Annotated in this window: 23 protein-coding genes, 2 tRNA genes, 1 riboswitch and 1 other annotated feature; of the genes, 2 read left to right on the top strand and 23 right to left on the bottom strand. The window is 52.7% G+C overall.

The window, feature by feature from the left end; translation table 11 throughout:
• Positions 1-7: 7 nt before the first annotated feature.
• The 18 genes from NOS26_RS06875 to NOS26_RS06790 all read right to left on the bottom strand — a co-directional run bounded on the left by NOS26_RS06875 (position 8) and on the right by NOS26_RS06790 (position 13701).
• Complete coding sequence (locus tag NOS26_RS06875) at positions 8-250, bottom strand: DUF1858 domain-containing protein (protein ID WP_014016004.1); 243 nt, start codon at positions 248-250, stop codon at positions 8-10.
• 314 nt (positions 251-564) lie between these two features.
• Positions 565-1299, bottom strand: coding sequence for a YebC/PmpR family DNA-binding transcriptional regulator (locus NOS26_RS06870; RefSeq protein WP_014016003.1), 735 nt, complete (start codon positions 1297-1299; stop codon positions 565-567).
• 14 nt (positions 1300-1313) lie between these two features.
• Positions 1314-1886 (bottom strand): RNA methyltransferase, encoded by a 573-nt coding sequence (locus NOS26_RS06865; protein ID WP_255917405.1) that lies wholly within the window; start codon positions 1884-1886, stop codon positions 1314-1316.
• A complete protein-coding gene (gene trmD / locus NOS26_RS06860; protein WP_022497506.1) occupies positions 1883-2620 on the bottom strand; it encodes a tRNA (guanosine(37)-N1)-methyltransferase TrmD in 738 nt (245 codons plus the stop codon). Before trmD ends, NOS26_RS06865 begins: the two co-directional genes overlap by 4 nt.
• Positions 2617-3120, bottom strand: a complete 504-nt coding sequence (gene rimM, locus NOS26_RS06855; RefSeq protein WP_014016000.1) for a ribosome maturation factor RimM — start codon at positions 3118-3120, stop codon at positions 2617-2619. The genes trmD and rimM overlap by 4 nt, the downstream gene beginning before the upstream one ends.
• A gap of 6 nt (positions 3121-3126) precedes the next feature.
• Positions 3127-3534 carry a YlqD family protein gene (locus NOS26_RS06850; protein WP_014015999.1) on the bottom strand — a complete coding sequence of 136 codons (408 nt, stop codon included), beginning with the start codon at positions 3532-3534 and terminating at the stop codon, positions 3127-3129.
• Positions 3535-3542: 8 nt separating this feature from the next.
• Complete coding sequence (locus NOS26_RS06845) at positions 3543-3770, bottom strand: KH domain-containing protein (protein ID WP_014015998.1); 228 nt, start codon at positions 3768-3770, stop codon at positions 3543-3545.
• A gap of 15 nt (positions 3771-3785) precedes the next feature.
• Positions 3786-4055, bottom strand: a complete 270-nt coding sequence (gene rpsP, locus NOS26_RS06840; RefSeq protein WP_014015997.1) for a 30S ribosomal protein S16 — start codon at positions 4053-4055, stop codon at positions 3786-3788.
• Positions 4056-4110: 55 nt separating this feature from the next.
• Positions 4111-5463: a signal recognition particle protein gene (gene ffh / locus NOS26_RS06835; protein WP_014015996.1), complete on the bottom strand. Its 1353-nt coding sequence runs from the start codon at positions 5461-5463 to the stop codon at positions 4111-4113.
• Positions 5464-5476: 13 nt separating this feature from the next.
• Positions 5477-5806 (bottom strand): YlxM family DNA-binding protein, encoded by a 330-nt coding sequence (gene ylxM, locus NOS26_RS06830; RefSeq protein WP_255917404.1) that lies wholly within the window; start codon positions 5804-5806, stop codon positions 5477-5479.
• Positions 5807-5976: 170 nt separating this feature from the next.
• Positions 5977-7968: a molybdopterin-dependent oxidoreductase gene (locus NOS26_RS06825; RefSeq protein WP_255917403.1), complete on the bottom strand. Its 1992-nt coding sequence runs from the start codon at positions 7966-7968 to the stop codon at positions 5977-5979.
• A 257-nt stretch (positions 7969-8225) separates the two neighbouring features.
• Positions 8226-9401 carry a phosphoribosylaminoimidazolecarboxamide formyltransferase gene (locus NOS26_RS06820; protein ID WP_022497573.1) on the bottom strand — a complete coding sequence of 392 codons (1176 nt, stop codon included), beginning with the start codon at positions 9399-9401 and terminating at the stop codon, positions 8226-8228.
• A gap of 54 nt (positions 9402-9455) precedes the next feature.
• Positions 9456-9533, bottom strand: a riboswitch (ZMP/ZTP riboswitch).
• Positions 9534-9616: 83 nt separating this feature from the next.
• Complete coding sequence (rlmH, locus tag NOS26_RS06815; protein WP_014015992.1) at positions 9617-10096, bottom strand: 23S rRNA (pseudouridine(1915)-N(3))-methyltransferase RlmH; 480 nt, start codon at positions 10094-10096, stop codon at positions 9617-9619.
• Positions 10096-11229 (bottom strand): S1C family serine protease, encoded by a 1134-nt coding sequence (locus tag NOS26_RS06810; RefSeq protein ID WP_014015991.1) that lies wholly within the window; start codon positions 11227-11229, stop codon positions 10096-10098. Before NOS26_RS06810 ends, rlmH begins: the two co-directional genes overlap by 1 nt.
• Positions 11226-12164, bottom strand: coding sequence for an MBL fold metallo-hydrolase (locus tag NOS26_RS06805; protein WP_054336284.1), 939 nt, complete (start codon positions 12162-12164; stop codon positions 11226-11228). Before NOS26_RS06805 ends, NOS26_RS06810 begins: the two co-directional genes overlap by 4 nt.
• A 64-nt stretch (positions 12165-12228) precedes the next feature.
• Positions 12229-12305: transfer RNA gene (locus NOS26_RS06800), tRNA-Ile, on the bottom strand.
• A gap of 56 nt (positions 12306-12361) precedes the next feature.
• Positions 12362-12438, bottom strand: a tRNA-Ile gene (locus NOS26_RS06795).
• Positions 12439-12513: 75 nt separating this feature from the next.
• Positions 12514-13701, bottom strand: coding sequence for a pyridoxal phosphate-dependent aminotransferase (locus NOS26_RS06790; RefSeq protein WP_014015989.1), 1188 nt, complete (start codon positions 13699-13701; stop codon positions 12514-12516).
• Between the two features lie 119 nt (positions 13702-13820).
• On the opposite strand from NOS26_RS06790, the gene NOS26_RS06785 reads away from it, so the two are divergent.
• Complete coding sequence (locus tag NOS26_RS06785; protein ID WP_054336283.1) at positions 13821-14990, top strand: MFS transporter; 1170 nt, start codon at positions 13821-13823, stop codon at positions 14988-14990.
• 152 nt (positions 14991-15142) lie between these two features.
• Here NOS26_RS06785 and rplT read toward each other — a convergent pair whose 3' ends face one another.
• From rplT to NOS26_RS06760, 5 genes are all read right to left on the bottom strand, one after another.
• Entirely contained in the window at positions 15143-15493 is a 351-nt protein-coding gene (gene rplT, locus NOS26_RS06780; RefSeq protein ID WP_014015987.1) for a 50S ribosomal protein L20, read from the bottom strand.
• 44 nt (positions 15494-15537) lie between these two features.
• Positions 15538-15735 (bottom strand): 50S ribosomal protein L35, encoded by a 198-nt coding sequence (gene rpmI, locus NOS26_RS06775; protein WP_014015986.1) that lies wholly within the window; start codon positions 15733-15735, stop codon positions 15538-15540.
• A 16-nt stretch (positions 15736-15751) separates the two neighbouring features.
• Positions 15752-16264 carry a translation initiation factor IF-3 gene (infC, locus tag NOS26_RS06770; protein WP_071601828.1) on the bottom strand — a complete coding sequence of 171 codons (513 nt, stop codon included), beginning with the start codon at positions 16262-16264 and terminating at the stop codon, positions 15752-15754.
• A gap of 14 nt (positions 16265-16278) precedes the next feature.
• Positions 16279-16388 (bottom strand) — a sequence feature (ribosomal protein L20 leader region).
• Between the two features lie 42 nt (positions 16389-16430).
• Complete coding sequence (locus NOS26_RS06765) at positions 16431-16661, bottom strand: DUF1653 domain-containing protein (protein ID WP_014015984.1); 231 nt, start codon at positions 16659-16661, stop codon at positions 16431-16433.
• A gap of 59 nt (positions 16662-16720) precedes the next feature.
• Positions 16721-17353 carry a hypothetical protein gene (locus tag NOS26_RS06760; protein WP_014015983.1) on the bottom strand — a complete coding sequence of 211 codons (633 nt, stop codon included), beginning with the start codon at positions 17351-17353 and terminating at the stop codon, positions 16721-16723.
• Between the two features lie 1131 nt (positions 17354-18484).
• On the opposite strand from NOS26_RS06760, the gene NOS26_RS06755 reads away from it, so the two are divergent.
• Complete coding sequence (locus tag NOS26_RS06755) at positions 18485-19669, top strand: acetyl-CoA C-acetyltransferase (RefSeq protein WP_255917401.1); 1185 nt, start codon at positions 18485-18487, stop codon at positions 19667-19669.
• The last annotated feature ends 197 nt before the right edge of the window (positions 19670-19866 follow it).

Below are 19866 nucleotides of genomic sequence, written 5' to 3'. Positions count from 1 at the left end.
TCGTCTCTTACTGTTTGTTTGCTTCAATGGCAACGTTGACGGCTTTGGTAACAATTTCCGGGTCGAGGCCATGGACGAAGCAGGCGTTTGCCAGGCTTTCCTGCTGGGAAGACGGGCAGCCCAGGCAGTGCATGCCCTGACCGATGAGGGTATCGACGACTTCTGGATGCATACGCAGGATATCGCCCATGATCATGTCAGACGTAACTTTTTCATTAGCAGCAAATTTATTCAGAACGGATTTCAACATAGTAACTACCTCCTAAAGTATATGGACAACTTTTATCTTATCTCTGAGTGAGCTTTCTCTCAACTTCTGAACGTAGTATACCATGGAGATGAAGAGGAATCTGTTGTTATTACAACATTTGAAAAAAATCGTTCGTCGTAGGTCGTTCATCGTTTGTCGAAAATCCACGCAAATACAGAGTAAGGCTATCCACAGGATTCACGCGGGCCTCCGGCTATGGAGGCCCCTACAAAGTTTAAACCATCACGTCAAACGGCAAACGCCAAACGAACCACGAAAAAAGGGCTGCCGTGCAGGCGGCAGCCCTTTTTTCTTTATTCTTCCTCTTCCGGAAGTTCTGCGTTGTGGTATACGTCCTGGACGTCGTCGAGTTCGTCGAGAGCGTCTACGAAGCGTTCCATTTTTTCAGCGTCTTCACCGGTGAGTTTAATCGTGTTTTCCGGAACCATGGTGATCGATGCGTGTTCCGTTTCGATGTTGTTGTCAGCCAGGGCTTTTTCGACAGCATCGAAAGCTTCCGGCGTCGTGATGATTTCGTAGTCTTCATCGGAGACTTTTACGTCATCGGCACCGGCGTCGAGAGCGACTTCCATGATCTGGTCTTCATCAGCCTGGTCGCGGTTGACGACGAAAATGCCCGTGTTGTGGAACATCCAGCTGACACAGCCCGTAGCACCGAGGTTGCCGCCGGATTTGGAAAATTCGTGACGGACAGCAGCGGCTGCGCGGTTGCGGTTATCCGTGAGGACGTTGACCGTAACGGCAACGCCTGCCGGGCCATAGCCTTCGTATACGATTTCTTCATAGTTCTGGCCTTCCGTAGCGCCAGCACCTTTCTGGATAGCCCGTTTGATGTTATCTTTCGGGATATTGTTTTCCTTAGCTTTCTGAAGGGCCAGTTTCAGACGCATGTTGCCGACCGGGTCCGGGCCGCCCATGCGGACAGCAATCGTGATTTCACGGCCGATTTTGGTCGTGATCTTGCCACGGATTGCGTCGTTTTTCCCTTTTTTACGTTTAATATTCGCCCATTTAGAATGTCCAGACATTCAAATGCCTCCCTTTATTTCCACCAATCTTCGCCGGCCAGGCGATCTAAGATGATAGCTGCTGCCGAACGGACAGATAAGTGATTATATTCCCCGGCGCCGTAAATCGGTTCCAGGATGAAATCAAATTTTTCCATCGTTTCTTTGGTCATGCCATAGCCCGTGCCAAAGAGCAGGAGGATCGGCGTATCGTCTTCTTCCCGCTTGTGCCGCAAATCCTTGTAGGAAATGGTATTGGCATAGGTCCGCGCATCCGTCGTGACGACGTAAGGTTTCTTCCCTTCTGCGGTGGTGACTGCTTCGACAGCCGCTTCGATGGACGGGCGGATGTCGACGATATCGGAAGCCTGTGTGCGGTAGCCGTTATAATTACGGCCTACCGGGCTTTCCCAAAAATCCATGATTTTATGCACCATATCGAGCTGCCCCGGAATATGGTGGATGATGAAATATTTCTTGACGCCATACGTCTTGGCTGACCGCGAAATGTCGTGCAAATCGTAGTTGGTAATAGCCGTGGCAATGACGTTAAAGTTCTTATCATATATGGGATAATGAACCAATCCTACATACAAAGGGGAAGTCATCCTTTTTTCGCCCCTTTCAGTTTTGCCAGTATCTTTTGGTCAGCTGGCGACAAATCGCAGTGCTGCAAAAGATCTGGCCGTAATTCCAAGGTCCGCGCTAGCGACGCCTCCCGGCGCCAGGCATCGATTTTGGCGTGATCGCCGTTTCGCAGGACTTCCGGTACGGCCATGCCGCGAAAGACGGCAGGCTTAGTGTACTGCGGATATTCCAGGAGCGACGAATAGAAAGAATCGTCAGCGGCCCCGGCAGCTGCGCCGAGGACTCCGGGAATCATGCGGGCCACGGCATCGGTAACGGTCATAGCCGGCAGTTCACCGCCAGTAAGGACGTAATCGCCGACGGAAATAGTTTCATCGGCCAAATCCTGCTCAACGCGGTAATCGACGCCTTCGTAATGGCCGCATAATAAAATAAGCTGGTCGTATGTCGCCAGCTCGCGTGCTTTGGCCTGCGTAAAGGTCTGCCCTGCGGGCCCCATGAAGATGATACGCCGCCGCGGAACTTGACGCCGCACGGCTTCGACAGCGGCATAGAGGGGCGCTGTTTTCATGAGCATCCCACAGCCGCCGCCATAGATGGTATCATCGACCATGTGATGGCGGTCATACGTGAAATTACGTGGATTGGTCACATCCAGATCCAACAGACCGGCTGCCCGGGCCCGCCCGATGATGCTGTGCTGAAAAAAAGCTTCGATGAACTCCGGAAAGAGTGAGATAATGTCGATTCTCATTCGTCCACCCACTCCGGCGGATCGACGACGATTTTCTTTTCGCCTTCATCAATGGACTTGATGACATCGGGAATGGCGGCCAGGAGTGTTTCCTTGCCGTCATCGGCAGTGACGACGTAGACGTCGTTGCTGCCCGTGCGCAGTACGTCTGTAAGTTTTCCCAGTTCATGGCCCTGAAGGTCATATACGGCCGAGCCGAGGATGTCGTAGATATAGTGCTGGCCTTTTTTCAGGGGTACTAAATCTTCGCGCGGGACCTGCAGGTCTTTCTTGACCAAGAGTTCCGCTGCGTTGCGATCATCGACGCCGACAAATTTCATGAGGACGACCCGCTTATGAAGACGTGCAGATTCTACTTCATATTTTTTGCCGTTGATGTAGCCGTATTTCATTTTCAGGAATCGTTTCGGAAAATCCGTATCGGGATAAATACGAACATCACCCCGCACGCCGTGCGGGGCAACGATTTGACCGATTGTAAAAAGATCTAATTCAGCCATCGTATTCTATTGGCGGATAGAAACAATCTTGCCGTCTTCAAGCAAGATTTCTGTTCCCATCAATTTTTCTAAATCATCGCCGACCTTGACAACGACAGTCTGTTCGAGCGTGCCTTGTCTGATTTCGGAACCGATTGTCAACTGTTCAGCTTCTTCTCTGTCGTGCTGTGCCTTTGCTTTTGCTGCAGCAAGACGCTGTTTCTGTTCTTCTACTTTAGCACGCAAGGAAATCAACCCCTGGGCATCGATTTTAGCCTGTTCGGTCATCATGCGTTTAGCCTGGAATTCCAGGTTCTGCATTTCCCGATCGATGTCACTCAGGGCCTGGTCAGCACCTTTGAGGATACGATCCTTGAGGGCCTGCGTCACCTTTGCTTTGACAGCGACAGGAACGCGCAATGTAATCTGATCCATGGTTCCTCCTATACGATATCCACTGATACTTTCTTGTTAGCCTTCACTGCCGCAGCCTTGACAACAAGGCGCAATGCTTTCGCAATTTTACCCTGTTTGCCAATGACTTTACCCATATCTTCGGGTGCGACATGAAGCTGATAGACTTCGAGGCCTTTTTTTTGAATCTTGGTAACTGTAACCGCATCCGGGTTCTTGACGAGGGACCGGGCGATACATGCAATCAATTCTTCCATAGTATCCAGCCTCACTTACTTTTTGGATGCTTCAAACTGAGCCATGATGCCAGCTTTTTTGAAGATAGAACGGATCGTATCTGTAGGCTGTGCGCCTTTGCCGAGCCATGCTACAGCTGCTTCAGCATCGACAGTCAGACGAGAGTCCATGTCTTTGGACGGATCGTACATGCCCAACGTAGCGACCGGGCGACCGTTGTTACGAGCATCGCGGGAATCAGCGACGACGACACGGTAGATCGGTTTCTTTTTAGCACCTAAACGAGCCAAACGAATTTTAATCATTGAAAATCACCTCCTTGATATAGTATCTTATTTCCACAAAAAAAGGGAAATCCATTTAAAAAGGCAGACGCGGCATGAAACCCCGTCGTTTATTCTTCTGTGCTTTCTTGGCCTGCTTCATCATCTTCTGCATTTCTGCGAACTGCTTGATGAGGCGGTTGACATCCTGTACGCGGGTGCCGCTGCCTTTAGCGATGCGGCGCTTGCGGCTGTCCTTGATGAGCATCTTCGGATTGGCACTCGACCGTTCCTGGGCCGTCATGGATGTGATGATGGCTTCGATCCGTTTAAATTCTTTGCCGTCCATGTCGACTTTGTCGAGTTCTTTCTTGTATTTCCCAATGCCCGGAATGAGGCTCAGGAGACTGCCCATATTGCCCATCTTCTTGATCATATGGAGCTGGGACAGGAAGTCATCGAAGGTAAAGGTACCACTTTTCATGGTCTTCTTCATGTTTTCCATCGACTCTTCATCGAAGGCTGCCTGGGCCTTTTCGATGATTGTTTCGACGTCGCCTAAATCGAGGATACGCGACGCGTAGCGGTTCGGATGAAATTCTTCCAGACCGTCGAGCTTTTCGCTGACGCCGATGAACTTGATTGGTTTGCCCGTAACGGCCTTGATGGACAAGGCAGCACCGCCGCGGGCATCGCCATCGAGCTTGGTCATGATGATACCGTCGATGCCGAGAGCTTTATCGAAGGCCGATGCAGCCGTAACGGCATCCTGACCGGTCATGGCGTCGACGACGAGCAGGATTTCATGGGGATGGACTTCATTCTTGATATTGATGAGTTCATCCATGAGTGTTTCATTAATATGTAAACGGCCGGCCGTATCGATGATGACGACATCGCGTAAATGGCTGGTCGCATAGGGTATCGCATGTTGGGCGATGGCTACAGGGTCCTTGCTGCCCTCTTCAGTGTAGACGGGCATGTCCAGTTCCTGGCCGAGGACCTGCAACTGCGTGATAGCGGCCGGACGGTAGACGTCGGCTGCAACCATGAGCGGGCTCTTGCCCTGGGACTTCAGCTTCTTAGCCAGTTTGGCAGCTGTCGTCGTCTTGCCGGCGCCCTGGAGGCCGACGAGCATGATGATGGTCGGTGGCTTGGGGGCGATGGTGATCCGGCTCTGTGTCCCGCCGAGGAGTTCCGTCAGTTCATCGCGGACAATCTTGATGACCGTCTGCGACGCGTTGAGGCTGCCGAAAACTTCTTCGCCGACGGCCTTTTCTTTTACTTTCTTGATGAAATCTTTGGTGACGGCAAAGTTGACGTCCGCTTCCAGAAGGGCGCGGCGCATCTCTTTCAGCGCTTCGCTGACATCCTCTTCAGAAAGCTTCCCTTTGCCGCGGAGTTTTTTAAATGCCGCCTGGAATCGTTCGGACAGACTTTCAAATGGCATAAGGGGCCTCCTTCTATAACTCTATTTCATGCAAAAGCTGTTTCGCTCTTTCAAGGGTCTGCGGTTCTTCCCGGTCGAGAAGCCACTCTACTTCATCGATTTTATCCCGGACCGCATCGTAGCGGGCCAGCAGATGAAGGCGCTGTTCGTAATTTTCCAGCGAGTGGGACGCGCGCTTGAGCATGTCATAGGCACCTTGACGGGAAATGTGCAGTTCTTCACCGATTTCGCTAAGGGACAAGTCCATATCGAAATACATTTCCATGCAGCGCCGTTGTTTTTCCGTAAGCAAAGGCCCGTACAAATCGAGGAGCCGTCCCTTGCGGACTACATCTTCAAGCATGGCTTCACCGCCTTTCAAACAGCGTACTTTGGTATTATAACGGAAAGCGACCCATCTGTCAAGTATTTTTACTTGTCAGATGGCATATCCGCCAGACAGCCAATAACGCACAGCTGCTGGCGGGCGCCCACGTGGCAAGCCCGCCTCTACGGATGTGGCAACAGTGCTCTCTACTTGATGATGGAGACCCGGACGTCGTAGAAGGTGCTGCCGGCACCTTCATCGGTCAGGCGCTGGGACGTGAGGACGTTGACCGAAGCCCCCTGCCCTTTGACCCATTCGCGCCACCAGACGCCTTCGCTGACGACCTGGCCTGGTACGGTCCGGTCGGAAATGACGACGGTGAAATCGGCCTGGCCCCGTTCATTGGCCAAGGTCACGGTCTGCCCTTCTGTCAGTCCATAGCGGGCTGCATCATCGGGATGGACGAAGAGGTCCATGATGTGGCCGGCCGTCAGCTCGTCCCGTTCATTGAAGGACGAATCGAGGATGCGCATATCCGGGCCGTTGACGAAAGCCAGGGTGCCGTCATCTTCAGCCAAAGGCATATAGTCGGGCAAAGGCTGGGCCAGGGCTTCGTTGCGGATTTCGATTTTCCCTGATGGCGTTCCAAAGCGGGTCTGATAATCGTCCGGCAGGGGCAGCGGCGTCGGCAATCCCTGGAGCAGCCGCTGCCGGTCTACCGGAAGGGGCCATTTCGTCGTCGATGCAGCCAGGGCTTCGACGAGGTCCCTTTCCGAGCGATTATAGAACTCATCCTTGATTCCCAGGGCATGGGCCAGGTCACAGGCGATGCGCCAGTTGGAGCGGCTCTGGCCGACTGGCGGAATGGCCGCATAGCCGCACTGAATCGTATAGTTGCCATAAGAATAATAAGCATCGTCGTGCTCCAGGGACGTCGTCGCCGGCAGGACGAGGTCGGCATAGCGGGCCGTATCGGTCATGAAGCGTTCATGGACGACGGTGAATAAATCGTCCCGGCAAAGTCCTTTCAGGACCTGGTTCTGGTCCGGCGCCGTGCAGGCCGGGTTCGACGAATAGACGAAGAGACTGCGGATGCTATCATCTTCCGTCAAGGCCTGGCCGAGGCAGCACATGTTGACGATGCGCTTGCCTGGCTGTTTCCAATCGGAATGGGTGACGATTTCTTTATCATAGGCTTTCGACGCCGATGCCGACGTCAACAGGCCGGCCCCTTTCTTGCCCCAGGCGCCGACGACGGCAGGCAGACAGGTGATGAGGCGTGTCGTCATGGCGCCGTTGCGATAGCGCGACTGGCCGCTGCCGAGGCGGATGAAAGGCGCCCGGGCCTGTCCGTAGGCCTGGGCCAAGGCGACGACAGTCGCAGCCGGTACGCCGGTGATAGCCTGCACGGCTTCCGGCGTATACTTGGGGAGGACCTGAACTTTCAGTTCGTCCCAGCCGAGGACGTTTGCCGCCAGAAAGGCTTCATCGGCCAGTCCATCGCGGTCGAGGACATGCATCATGCCCAGGACCAGGGCTCCATCGGTCCCCGGGCGGACGGCGACGAAATGGTCGGCTAAATCAGCCGTCTTATGGCGGTACGTATCAATACACCAGACGACGGCCCCTTTGCGCCGGGCCGTTTCGACATCGTGGCGGAAATGGATATTCGTCGCCACCATGTGGAGACTCCAGAGGAAGATGCAGTCGCTGTCCTGAGCTTCCTGCGGTGCCGTCGGCATGGTGCTGCCCATGACATCCTTGAATCCCTGCCCTTTGGCCGGAGCGCAGATGGTCCGGTCCAGTTCCGAAGCGCCCAGACGGTAAAACAGTCCGTGCAGAACATCATGCTGGACAATGCCCATGGTGCCGGCATAGGAATAAGGCAGGATGGCTTCGGCACCACAATCGGCAATAATCGCCTTCCACCTTTCAGCAATCTCCGCCAGGGCTTGGTCCCAGGAAATAGGTGCAAACTGGCCGCTTCCCTTGGGCCCGGTCCGCTTCAAAGGCATCGTCAGACGGCGCGGCGAATGGACGGTCCGTTCATAATGGGCCATCTTCGGGCACAACGTCCCGCGCGTAAAAGGATGGGCCCCATCGCCGGCGACGGACACGACGCGGCCGTCGTCGACAGAAACGACAAGCCCGCAGGCATCGGGGCAGTCATAAGGGCAGACAGATGTATAGGTTTTCATGATATCACCTCTTGTTTCGTGGTTCGTGGCTCGTAGTTCGTGGCTCGTAGGGGCCGTCCCAAAGGGCGGCCCTCCTGGAATTGGTGGAAAAAGGAGCCGTCGCATCGCGACAGCTCCTTTTAAGCAGTTAGCAGTTAGGGGTTAGCAGTTAGCAAATGATTTTAAATTTAAAAGCCATTACATCAAACTTCAAACATCAAACCCCAAACATTGAATATAAAAGAAAACGACCTTTCCCGACAGAAAGGGGGATATGCTTAATGATGGAACAGGCGCAGGCCGGTCATGGCCATGGCGATGTTGTATTTATCGCACGTTTCGATGACATTGTCATCGCGGATGGAGCCGCCGGCCTGGGCGATGTAGTCGACACCGCTGCGATGAGCCCGTTCGATGTTGTCACCAAAGGGGAAGAAAGCATCACTGCCCAAGGCGACGCCGTGGAGCTGGGCAATCCAGGCTTTCTTTTCTTCCCGTGTGAGCGGTTCCGGTTTTTCCGTGAACAGATCCTGCCAGATGCCGTCGGCCAGGACATCTTCGTAATCATCGGAGATGTAGACGTCGATAGCGTTGTCGCGGTTCGGGCGGCGGACATCGTCGCGGAAAGGCAGATTCAGGACTTTCGGATTCTGGCGGAGCCACCAGATATCGGCTTTGTTACCAGCCAGGCGCGTGCAGTGGACGCGGGACTGCTGACCGGCGCCGACGCCGATGGTCATGCCGTCTTTGACGTAGCAGACCGAGTTGGACTGAGTGTATTTCAGGGTGATGAGGGCGATCATCAAATCGCGCTGGGCATCGGCGGGGATATCCTTGTTTTTCGTCGGGATATTCTTAAAGAGGTCCGTCGTGATCTTGGCTTCGTTGCGTTCTTGTTCAAAAGTGACGCCGTAGACTTCCTTCGATTCGATTAAGCGCGGCTTGTAGTCCGGGTTAATCTGGAGGACGCAGTAGTTCCCCTTCTTCTTGGTCTTCAAAATGGCCAGGGCTTCGTCGCTGTAGCCCGGAGCGATGACGCCGTCCGAAACTTCCCGTTTGAGGAGCGTTGCCGTTTCAACGTCGCAGACGTCGGACAAGGCGACGAAATCACCATAAGAGCTCATGCGGTCGGCACCGCGGGCACAAGCATAAGCCGAAGCCAGGGGTGACAATTTCAAATCGTCGACCCAGTATATTTTTTTCAGGGTATCACTCATTTCCGTGGCGACGGCGGCCCCAGCCGGGCTGACGTGCTTGAAGGAAGCCGCAGCCGGAAGGCCCGTTGCTTCTTTCAATTCTTTGACCAGCTGATAGCTGTTGAAGGCGTCGAGCAAATTAATATAACCGGGGCGGCCGTTGAGGACCGTAAAGGGCAGGTCGCTGCCGTCTTTCATATAAACCCGGGCCGACGACTGATTGGGGTTGCAGCCGTATTTTAATTGCAGTTCTTTCATGGTGATTCCTCCTGAATAGTTAAGCAAAAATAAAAAAATACCGACACTTCTGGAACGTTTCGCCCAGACGGTCGGCTCGTATGAATCATGCTCCCCGTGGTAACTCCACTTCCGTCAGTCACATGTTTCAGATTTATTATACCGTCCGCAGCCGGGAGATGTCAAGAAAAAGCCCCTCCCTGGATAGGCATAACTTCCACGGGAGGGGCTTTGTTTTATAAGTGATACGGCTCGTGCCGGTCGATCTTGATGGCCCGGTAGATTTGTTCCAATAAGAGGAGGCGTATCATCTGATGGGTCAAGGTAATACGGCCAAAGGAAATGCAGTTGTCGGCTTTGCGGCGGACGAGGTCGCTCAGGCCGAAGGGGCCGCCGATGATGAAGGAGATTTCACTGCAGCCGTACAGGGCCAGTTTGGCAAAGGACGCTGCCAGATCTTCAGAGGATACGAGTTTCCCCTGTACATCCAGGGCGAAGAGGTGCGAGCCCTGGCGGACGTGGCGCAGCATCTTCTCCCCTTCTTTGTCGAGGACCTGGGCCTTCTGGGCCGGCGACGGATTCTCAGGCATCTTCTCTTCAGGAAGGACGGTCACTTCGACCTGGCCATACGGGCGCAGGCGCTTCAAAAACTCGTCGATGCCGGCGGTGAGGTATTTCTCTTTGATCTTGCCGATGGTAATGACGTGATACTTCATCAGTTGGTCCCATCCCCCTGGTCTGACGAATCATTCTGCGGACTTTCCTGGAGGACGACGGTGACTTCGTGGTCCGAACCGTTGCGCGTATAATCCAGGCTGACAGAATCGCCGACATTGTGCTTGTCCATGACGCTCTGGAGGGCGCTGAAGTCTTTGACATCGGTGCCATCGAGTTTCAAGATGACGTCGCCGTGTCTGAGTCCTGCCTGATCCAGAGGTCCGCCGGCAGCGACTTTATAGACGTAAATGCCAGGTACATTCAATCTCATGCCGAAGCGGGCAGCCATCTGCTGGTCCAGGCCGTATAAGCCGAGGTACGGGCGGACGACCTTGCCGTTCTGGATGAGGTCCTGCAGGATCGGGCGGGCTGCGTTGATAGGAATGGCGAAGCCCAGGCCTTCGACACCTTCTTTAGAAATCTTGGCGCTGTTGATGCCGATGACCTTGCCGTCAGCATCGACGAGAGCGCCGCCGGAATTGCCCGGATTGATGGCAGCGTCAGTCTGGATGAGCTTCATGCTCTGCCCTTCGGCACCGATAGTCCGGTTCAAAGAGCTGATGACGCCGACCGTGACGGTCCCCTGAAATTCCAGGCCCAGCGGGTTGCCGATGGCAATGGCCGGTTCGCCGACCTGCAGGGAATCGCTGTCGCCAAATTCAGCGACGGGCAGGTTGTCCATCTTGATCTTGACGACGGCTAAGTCCGTCTTTTCATCGCGGCCGACGACGGTCCCTTCCGTACTCTGGCCATCGGCCAGGGAGACGATGACCGTCTTGGCCGTACCGACGACGTGGTTATTGGTTACGATATAGCCGGCCTTGTCGAAGATGACGCCGGAACCGACGCCTTCACCGACCAGGACTTTCCGGTTGAACATATCGCGGTTATAGACTTTAGTCGTAATGCCGACGACGGCCGGGCTGACCTTCTTGGCAGCCTGGACGACAGCCGTATTTCGGGCATCCGAGATGGAATCCGATTTCGACGGTTCCTGGAGCTGGTTCACGGTTCCGTTATAAGTGCCGCTCGGCGTAAAAAAGGCATCGTGGATCTTGAAGCCGCCGAAGACGCCGACAGCGATGAGGACGACGGCAGCAGCTGCCGTGATGATATGTTTGCGTTGCATCATAGTTCATGACTCCCTTCCTGGAAGCGGACACTGCCCTTCTGGCAGGCCAGCCGTAATAAGATATCCTGGCCGATGACCCGGCCGGCCTGGGATAAGACTGTACGCATCGTGTGCAGCGCCAGGGACGGCGTATTGTTCTTTTCGCTGCGGTGGGCCAGGAGGACCCGCATGACGCCTTTCGTCGGCAGACCGGCCAGAAAAGCGGCTGCCGTCTTGTTGGACAGATGCCCCCAGCGGCCAAGGATGCGCTGCTGGAGCGGATACGGATACGGACCGTTGCGGACCATCTGCTCATCGTGATTGGCTTCTAAGATGAGGATATCCGCATAAGCCGCAGCGGCTGCGACGTCGGGGCTGACACAGCCTAAGTCCGTCGCCAAGGTAATCTTCGAATCGCCGTGGCAGATAGTATAACCGACGGGCCGGGCCGCATCGTGGGAGATGGCAAAGGGGATGACCTGGATGTCTTTCAGTCCTACGCGCCGCGTCAGCCGGACGAAACGGTCCTGGAAGCCTTCTACTTTCCGGCCCATGGCCTGCCAGGTCTCGGCCGTCGTATAGACGGGCATGGCCGTCCGCTTGAGAAGCGTCGCCAAGCCGTTGACGTGGTCCGAATGTTCATGGGTGATGAAGACCGCGTCGAGGTCGCTCAAGGTGCAGTCATAGCGCTTCAATCCCTGTTCGATACGGCGACAGCTGATGCCGGCGTCGATGAGGATATTCGTCTTCCCACAACGGATATAGGCCGCATTGCCCTTGCTGCCGCTGGCCAGCATACTGACCAGGCAGTCGCCTGACCGGGCTTCGCCGCCGAGATTGGGAATCGCATCAGCCGCTGCTGGCGGTGCCGCAACAGGTACCTTGCATCCGGCCTGCTGACGGGCTGCCTGAATCGACAGGGCCATCGCCTGGAGCTGCCTTTCACTTTCCGTCATGGTCTCCCCTCCTTCTGTTGAAAAAAAAACCATCGTTCCGGAATAATCCAAACGATGGTCTGTGTGGTGGGCCTAGGTGGACTCGAACCACCGACCTCACGCTTATCAGGCGTGCGCTCTAACCAGCTGAGCTATAGGCCCATGTCATGGGACTTGCTTAGTATAACATATCGCAGAAAATTGTCAAGTGAAAAAATTGGTGGGCCTAGGTGGACTTGAACCACCGACCTCACGCTTATCAGGCGTGCGCTCTAACCAGCTGAGCTATAGGCCCATTTCCTAACGACTTGTTTAGTATACCACAGATACAGGACGTGTCAAGGAAATTCTTCCAATTTCTTACACTTTTTTATTGATACTGTTCCATCAATTTCTTAAAGGCAGCAAAAGACCGTTTGATCATATCCGGATCGACGCAATACGATACGCGGACGTAGCCAGGGCAGCCAAAGCTGTCGGCCGGGACGATGAGCAGGTTCAGTTTCTTGGCCTTATCGGAGAAAGCCTTGGCATCGGCTTCGGGCGATTTGACGAAGAGGTAGAAAGCACCGCTCGGATAGACGCAGTCGTAGCCCATTTCTTTTAATCCATTATATAAAAGCTTGCGGTTTTCGTCGTAAATATTCATATCGCTGGTCTGGCCCAGGCATTTGAGGACGACGTCCTGGAAGAGATGAGGTGCGCAGACGAAGCCCATGGAACGGCCGGCCCCGCAGACAGCCGTATAGACTTCCTTGGCATCGGCAGCGCAGTCCGGGACCAGGACGTAGCCGATACGTTCGCCAGGCAGGCTCAGGGATTTACTGTAGGAATAGCAGATAATCGTATCTTTATAGAATTTCGGGACATAGAGGATGGGAAGGCCATCGTAAATGATTTCCCGGTACGGTTCATCTGAGATGATATAGATGGCATGACCGATTTCCTGGGATTTCCGCGTCAGCAAAGCGGCCAGTTTTTCATAAGTATCGGCGGAATAGACGACGCCAGACGGGTTGTTCGGCGAATTGATGATGACTGCCCGCGTATGAGGCGTAATGGCCTTTTCCAAGGCATCCAGGGAAATCTGGAAGTGTTCCGTATCCGGCGGCAGGACGACGGATTTGGCATTGGCATTCTGGACGAAGACCGTATATTCCGGGAAGAACGGTGCAATGAGGATGATTTCGTCATCCGGGCTTTCGACGAGGGCTTTGAGGCTGATCGTCAAAGAGGCCGCAGCCCCGCAGGTCATATAGAAATTATCGGCCCGTACCTGGGCGTCATAAGTCTGGTTCATGAAGTCAGCCAGGCCCTGGCGGACAGCCGTATCGCCAGCAGCGGCCGTATAACCGTGGATGGCTGCCGATTCCCGCGTTTCCATGATATCTTCAATGGCTTCTTTGACGCAGGCTGGAGCCGGGACAGTCGGATTGCCGATACTGAAATCAAAGACATTTTCCTTGCCGACGACAGCCGCCTGCTGCTGGCCATAAGCAAAAAGGTCGCGGATGACCGAAGCCTGTGACCCCAGGGCGTACATTTCTTTTGATGCCATAATAACCACTCCTTCTAATATATATTGATTAGTTTGTTATTATTATAACACCAACAGGAAAAGGAAAATAGTCTATGTTATAATAGAAACGATTCATATTTCTTGAAAGGAGGATTTGTATGAAGAAACTAAGTCCTTATGTATACCTATTCGCTACGGGCCATTTTTCCGTAGACTGGGCGCAAGGCGCCATCCCGGCCCTCCTGCCCTATTTCATCTCGTCGTGTAACCTGAGTTATCAAGACGCGGCGACGCTCATCTTTGCCAATATGCTCTTATCGTCCGTATCCCAGCCGATTTTCGGCTATTACTCCGATAAGGTGTCCAAGCCCTGGTTCGCACCGCTCGGCCCCGTCCTCTGCGGCCTCTGCCTGACCCTGCTGGCCTTTACTCAGAATTATTGGTTCATCTTCCTCTGTTCCATGTTCAGCGGCTTCGGTTCTTCCATCTATCACCCCGAAGCGGCCCGTATGGTCAACAACATCGCCGGCGACCGCAAGGGACAGGCCCTGGGGACTTTCTCCGTCGGCGGCAATGCCGGCTTCGCCATCGGCCCCATGGTAGCCGGCGCCTGTGCCTATGCCTTCGACATCCACGGTCTGGTCATCTTCGGCATCGTCAATGCAATCATCGCCTTCATCCTCTATCATCAGATGCCGCACATCTTAGCCTTGGTCAACGATGCCAACCTGGCCGAAAAACAGGCTCATCCCGGCGAAGTCCTGACCAACGACTGGAGCGCGTTTGGACGCTTATCCGTCGTCATCTTCGTCCGTTCCGTCGGCTTTACGGTCTGTAACACCTTCATTCCCCTCTACTGGATCCACGTCCTGCATACCTCGCCGTCCACAGGCAGTCTGGCCTTGTCCATCCTCTTTTCCATGGGCGTCGTCATCACCTTCCTCGGCGGGGTCCTGGCCGACCGCTTCGGCTTTCTCCGCGTCCTTCGCGGCTCCATGCTGATCATGATTCCTTCCATGTTCTTCCTGGTAAACAGTACGAACCTCATCGCAGCGACGCTGCTGCTCATCCCCGTCGCCTTTTCGCTGTTCGCCGCTTACAGTCCCATCGTCGTCCTGGGGCAGACATACCTCGGCAAAAACGTCGGCTTCGCTTCTGGCGTCACCCTGGGTCTGACGACGACTATTGGCGGCCTCATTTCGCCAATCGTCGGCTGGGGCGCTGACCAGTGGGGCATCCCCACGGCCCTGCAGTGCCTCTGGATCTGCGCCATCATAGGCGCCATCTTCGCCTTCCTCATCCCCGTGCCCAAGGCCTGGCGGCATTGAAAAAAAGGCGCTGTCGCATGAAGACAGCGCCTTTTTTCGTGGTTCGTGATTCGTGGTTCGTGATTCGTGGCTGATAGTTGCCAGCCCCTGCAGAAAAAAATCCCCTGCATGACGGTGGAAACCTTCATGCAGGGGATTTTTATTTACATAAATTACTGTGCTTTTGCAACTTCTACGAGTTTTGCGAAAGCAGCTGCGTCGTTGACGGCGAGGTCAGCGAGCATTTTGCGGTTTACGATGACACCAGCTTTGGTGAGGCCGCAGATGAAGCGGCTGTAGCTGAGGCCGTTAGCGCGAGTTGCAGCGTTGATACGGGCAATCCACAATTTACGGAATTCGCGTTTCTTGGCGCGGCGGTCACGACGAGCGTAGTAGAGCGCTTTCATGACGCTTTCGTTAGCTTTTTTGAAGAGACGGCTGCGGGTACCGCGGTAGCCTTTAGCCATTTTTAAGATTTTTTTATGACGAGCGTGTGCTGTAACGCCAACTTTGATTCTTGCCATTAGTCTATTCCTCCGAATCTATATCAAAAAAAGTATTTTCCCTATTAGATGAACGGGCACATCTTGCGGACGGCTTCGGTCATGGTCTTGGAAACGAGCGTAGCTTTTCTCAGGTTACGTTTACGTTTCGGGCTCTTGCTTTCCAGGATGTGGCTCTTATACGGTTTCATGCGTTTGATTTTACCTGTACCAGTTGTGTTAAAGCGTTTTGCCGCAGCACGGCGAGTTTTCAATTTCGGCATAATAATTGTCCTCCTGTTACTTCTTGTTGACAGCGATGACCATGGTCATGTTTCTGCCTTCGATTTTAGGTTCTTTTTCTACATGGGCGGTGTCTTTCAATTCATCAGCGAATCGAACCAGCAAATCACGGCCCAGTTCCGGATGGCTCATTTCGCGGCCGCGGAACATGATCGTAACTTTGACTTTGCTGCCTTCACCCAGGAAACGCTGCGCAGCTTTCATCTTAACGTAGAAGTCATGGTCTTCGATATTGGGACGAAGCTTTACTTCTTTCAATGTCAAGACTTTCTGTTTTTTCTTGGCTTCCTTTTCACGCTTCTGCTGTTCATAACGGTATTTCCCGTAGTTCATGATGCGGCAGACAGGCGGTTTGCCATTCGGTGCGACTTCTACCAGGTCCAAATGCCGTTCTTCCGCAATCTGGCGGGCCGAACGGAGAGACATGACACCGAGCTGTTCGTTAGAATCACTGACCACGCGCACTTCACGGGCTCTGATTTGATCGTTGATACGTAATTCCTTACTAATCGTCTTTCACCTCCGAAATAAAAAAAGAACGGATAGCATGACTATCCGCTCTACGTTTCCGTCATAGACCCTAGTGACACGACCGTCTTGTAAGGTGAGAAGCGGATAGCTTCTGCTTTATTTTCAACAGTACATATTATATCAGCCATGGCAGGCCTTGTCAAGGTTATTTAATCTTGACGAAACGATAATCCTGTTCAGCACGGGGATATTTTTCCTTATCGACTTCGCTCATGAAATCCTTCAACGGGCGGGCATAGGTCTTCATCGTATCGTGCAAGGCCTTGTAAATGACAAATTTTTCACCGGTTTCCGTATGTTCGGCAATGGTGATGATTTCATAAGTATTTTTTTTGAAATGGCGCCAAATTTCATGGGCTTTTGGTAATTCTCTCATCGATAACCCTCCTAATAATCTACATTACTAACCTGGTGTAATTATACCATAGTTTCCCTTTATTTCAATGGCTTCATGACAGGAGCCACCGGCCTTTCCTTCCGCAGATGGGCTAACGCCTCCTGGACAGCCGGTACATCGATGCAATCGCTTTCTTTATCAGCGACGTCGATGCCCAGGCGCTGCTTGGCTTCTTTTTTGATGGCTTTGTAGAGTCCTTTGGGGAAATCGGGCAGGTTCGTCGTCACTCCGCGGGGAAAGACAGCTTCCTTTTCCAGCGTATAGCCTTCCGGATAGCGGCGGGAACAGCGGGGATGGTACATGTCGACATACAGGCGGTCGACGAACTTGCCGCTGACGTTGGTCAGTTCAAAGACATCGATGCCGTCGACGCTGCCGGCTTTGTGGAAAAAGACCATCGATCCGGTCCGGCGCAGGCGCAGGCGCGATAAGTAGACAAATTCTCCACTCGGTCCATTGACGGGAATTGGATTGGTCCTATCGTGGCCAAAACGACCATATGAACCTGGAATGATGTCACAATCTTCGCCATGCGTCACCTTGTCGGCCAGTTTGCCTGACAGGGCCTGATTCTGTAATTCCGGCGAATTGAAAATCTGCAAGGCCTTGTCATAGATTTCCTCGCTCTTCGTTCTCTGGTGTTCTTTAAAAAAGGCATCAAAAAATCCCATGATACTCCTCCCACTATATAAAACATTTATATAATAATTTCACTTACTGATGACAGCCGTAACGACGTCACGGCATCAAAGGATATTGTATCCATTATAAGGCATTTCCCGCCCTGTCGCTAGTGCCTGTCAGTCACCATTTTTCTATTTTTAAGTTTATACTTTATTTTAACGTAAAATTTAATATTTTTCTGTTTTGAATAAATATCTATTTTATTCACTTTTACACTTCTTGTCCTTTGCTTTTGTTTATTCTATTTAAAAGGATTTTTCGGCCATTTTCCTGTTTTTATACTGTTCAAATACCTATATTTGCATTGTGGTAATACAGGTGTCAAGTCGTTGCATTTTCTGGCTATTGATTTTATTTACGCATATGATATTATATTTATAGATAAAGAGTTCCGATTTCCGGATTCAATATCTGATACATATTTAAAATTATTAAGTTTCGCAATATATTAAAGAAGAAAAGAGGTAAGAACTATGAATTTAAGTGCAGACGCAAAAATCATCATCTCCATGGGCGCTTTACTTTCGTACAGTTTCATCGCTCATCTTCTTTAAAAGGAATAGGAAAAGGGCTTGCCGCATCGCGGCAAGCCCTTTTTTAGTGGTTAGGGGCTAGTGGCTAGGGGTTCGTAGGGGCCGTCCCAAAGGGCGGCCCGCCTAGGAAATGTGCGATTTCCCACTCCGTTTGCCGAGAGAATCCCCCAAAGTCATAACGGGCGCCCCACGTGGCGTCCCTACAGCATCATCGCCGCCGCGGCCTGCAAACAGCGGACCTGCGTTTTTTATGGGATTCCTATAACGGGCCGCCTGGACCAGGACGGCTCTACGAGCGGCTAGCCGCCAACCATACGTATACCAAATTATTCGTTCTCTTTATTCTTTTCTCATCTGACCCTTTCTTTATCATGATTATCTAGCATAGGGAAAATTCATTTTCCTCTTGCATTTCCTTGTGAAAAAATGTACTATATAGGCATGGAGATTGTGAAATTTAGAACTCAAGTTCTTCATTTCAGCGTAACCCCCAAGGAGCTGCGTAAGCGGCGGCTCCGTCAACTAAGTCTTATATACTATATTATTCTATACTTTGTTTCACATCACGAAAGGATGGTTTTTCTAATGAGAGATGCTGTTATCGTAAGTGCTTGCCGTACGGCCATCGGCAGTTTCAATGGCCAGTTCGCAGACGTCACCGCGGTAGACCTCGGTGTAGCTGCTGTTACTGAAGCAATCAAACGCGCAGGTATTCCTGTCGACCAGATCGACGAAGTCATCATGGGCCACGTACTCCAGGCTGGCTGCGGTGAAAACACGGCCCGTCAGGTAGCCCTTCATTCGGGTATTCCTCAGGAAGTTCCTGCTTTCACATTAAATAAACTTTGCGGTTCCGGTATGCGTGCCATTTCCCTCGCTTCCCAGCAGATCAAACTCGGCGATGCTGACATCATCGTAGCCGGTGGTATGGAATCCATGTCCAACGCCCCCTACTCCATCGCTAAAGGCCGCCGCGGTTATCGTATGGGCAACGGCGTCCTCGAAGACTTGCTCATGCGCGATGGCCTGTTCTGCACGGAAAACAACTACCACATGGGCGTAACGGCTGAAAACGTTGCCGCTCGCTTCAATGTAACCCGTGAAGATCAGGATAAACTGGCTTGCCGTTCCGAACAGTTGGCTTACAAAGCTCAGCAGGAAGGCAAATTCGACAGCCAGATCGTCCCGGTAACGGTTCATAAGAGAAAAGGCGATGTCATCGTCGACAAAGACGAATTCATCCGTCCGAACTGCACCATGGAAACACTGGCTAAACTCCGTCCGGCCTTCATCAAAGACGGCACAGTTACCGCTGGTAACGCTTCCGGCATCAACGACGGCGCAGCTGCTGTTGTCGTAATGTCCGCTGAAAAAGCTAAAGAACTCGGCATCAAACCGCTGGCTCGCATCATCGACTGGGCTTCGGCTGGTGTTGAACCGGCAATCATGGGTACTGGCCCTGTTCCGGCAGTCCGCAAAGTCATGAAGAAGACCGGCATGAACGTCGACCAGATGGACCTCATCGAATTGAATGAAGCTTTCGCAGCTCAGTCCGTATACTGCGTCCGCGAACTCGGCCTCAACATGGACAAAGTCAACATCCACGGCGGCGCTATCGCCCTCGGCCATCCGATTGGCTGCTCCGGCGCTCGTATCGTCGTCACCTTGCTCTACGCATTGGCTGAACCGGAAATCAACGGTAAATATGGTCTGGCTTCCCTCTGCATCGGCGGCGGCCAGGGCACGGCTATCATCGTAGAACGTCTGTAATTCAAAAATTCCCTATTCCCTAGCCATAAGTAAGGGAGATGTATGGAGTACGTAATTTTTTGAACGTGCTCTGTACATTTCCTTAAAAAAGGTGTATGATAGCAATATCAAAGTATCATTTTTATTATGATACTTTCGCCCGGTGTATCCTCTCATACTGATTCGCCGGCACCTATTTCATACGTAAAAAATTATCC

The sequence above is a fragment of the Megasphaera sp. SC8-1 genome, assembly GCF_024436295.1.
In the GTDB taxonomy this organism is placed as follows: Bacteria; Bacillota; Negativicutes; order Veillonellales; family Megasphaeraceae; genus Megasphaera; species Megasphaera elsdenii.
The sequence above is the reverse complement of the archived record's forward strand: the minus strand, read 5'-3'. Positions and strand labels throughout refer to the sequence as shown.

Bases quoted from the DNA above. Each gene is read 5' to 3' on its own strand.
- NOS26_RS06865 (WP_255917405.1), bottom strand. From the start codon at position 1,886: ATGACTTCCCCTTTGTATGTAGGATTGGTTCATTATCCCATATATGAT.
- NOS26_RS06760 (WP_014015983.1), bottom strand. From the start codon at position 17,353: ATGGGATTTTTTGATGCCTTTTTTAAAGAACACCAGAGAACGAAGAGC.
- rpsP (WP_014015997.1), bottom strand. From the start codon at position 4,055: ATGATTAAAATTCGTTTGGCTCGTTTAGGTGCTAAAAAGAAACCGATC.
- rplT (WP_014015987.1), bottom strand. From the start codon at position 15,493: ATGGCAAGAATCAAAGTTGGCGTTACAGCACACGCTCGTCATAAAAAA.
- NOS26_RS06850 (WP_014015999.1), bottom strand. From the start codon at position 3,534: ATGGATCAGATTACATTGCGCGTTCCTGTCGCTGTCAAAGCAAAGGTG.
- NOS26_RS06870 (WP_014016003.1), bottom strand. From the start codon at position 1,299: ATGTCTGGACATTCTAAATGGGCGAATATTAAACGTAAAAAAGGGAAA.
- NOS26_RS06755 (WP_255917401.1), top strand. From the start codon at position 18,485: ATGAGAGATGCTGTTATCGTAAGTGCTTGCCGTACGGCCATCGGCAGT.
- NOS26_RS06785 (WP_054336283.1), top strand. From the start codon at position 13,821: ATGAAGAAACTAAGTCCTTATGTATACCTATTCGCTACGGGCCATTTT.
- NOS26_RS06825 (WP_255917403.1), bottom strand. From the start codon at position 7,968: ATGAAAACCTATACATCTGTCTGCCCTTATGACTGCCCCGATGCCTGC.
- rpmI (WP_014015986.1), bottom strand. From the start codon at position 15,735: ATGCCGAAATTGAAAACTCGCCGTGCTGCGGCAAAACGCTTTAACACA.
- NOS26_RS06875 (WP_014016004.1), bottom strand. From the start codon at position 250: ATGTTGAAATCCGTTCTGAATAAATTTGCTGCTAATGAAAAAGTTACG.
- rimM (WP_014016000.1), bottom strand. From the start codon at position 3,120: ATGGCTGAATTAGATCTTTTTACAATCGGTCAAATCGTTGCCCCGCAC.
- NOS26_RS06790 (WP_014015989.1), bottom strand. From the start codon at position 13,701: ATGGCATCAAAAGAAATGTACGCCCTGGGGTCACAGGCTTCGGTCATC.
- rlmH (WP_014015992.1), bottom strand. From the start codon at position 10,096: ATGAAGTATCACGTCATTACCATCGGCAAGATCAAAGAGAAATACCTC.
- NOS26_RS06765 (WP_014015984.1), bottom strand. From the start codon at position 16,661: ATGAGAGAATTACCAAAAGCCCATGAAATTTGGCGCCATTTCAAAAAA.
- NOS26_RS06805 (WP_054336284.1), bottom strand. From the start codon at position 12,164: ATGACGGAAAGTGAAAGGCAGCTCCAGGCGATGGCCCTGTCGATTCAG.
- NOS26_RS06810 (WP_014015991.1), bottom strand. From the start codon at position 11,229: ATGATGCAACGCAAACATATCATCACGGCAGCTGCTGCCGTCGTCCTC.
- trmD (WP_022497506.1), bottom strand. From the start codon at position 2,620: ATGAGAATCGACATTATCTCACTCTTTCCGGAGTTCATCGAAGCTTTT.
- ffh (WP_014015996.1), bottom strand. From the start codon at position 5,463: ATGCCATTTGAAAGTCTGTCCGAACGATTCCAGGCGGCATTTAAAAAA.
- ylxM (WP_255917404.1), bottom strand. From the start codon at position 5,806: ATGCTTGAAGATGTAGTCCGCAAGGGACGGCTCCTCGATTTGTACGGG.
- NOS26_RS06820 (WP_022497573.1), bottom strand. From the start codon at position 9,401: ATGAAAGAACTGCAATTAAAATACGGCTGCAACCCCAATCAGTCGTCG.
- NOS26_RS06845 (WP_014015998.1), bottom strand. From the start codon at position 3,770: ATGGAAGAATTGATTGCATGTATCGCCCGGTCCCTCGTCAAGAACCCG.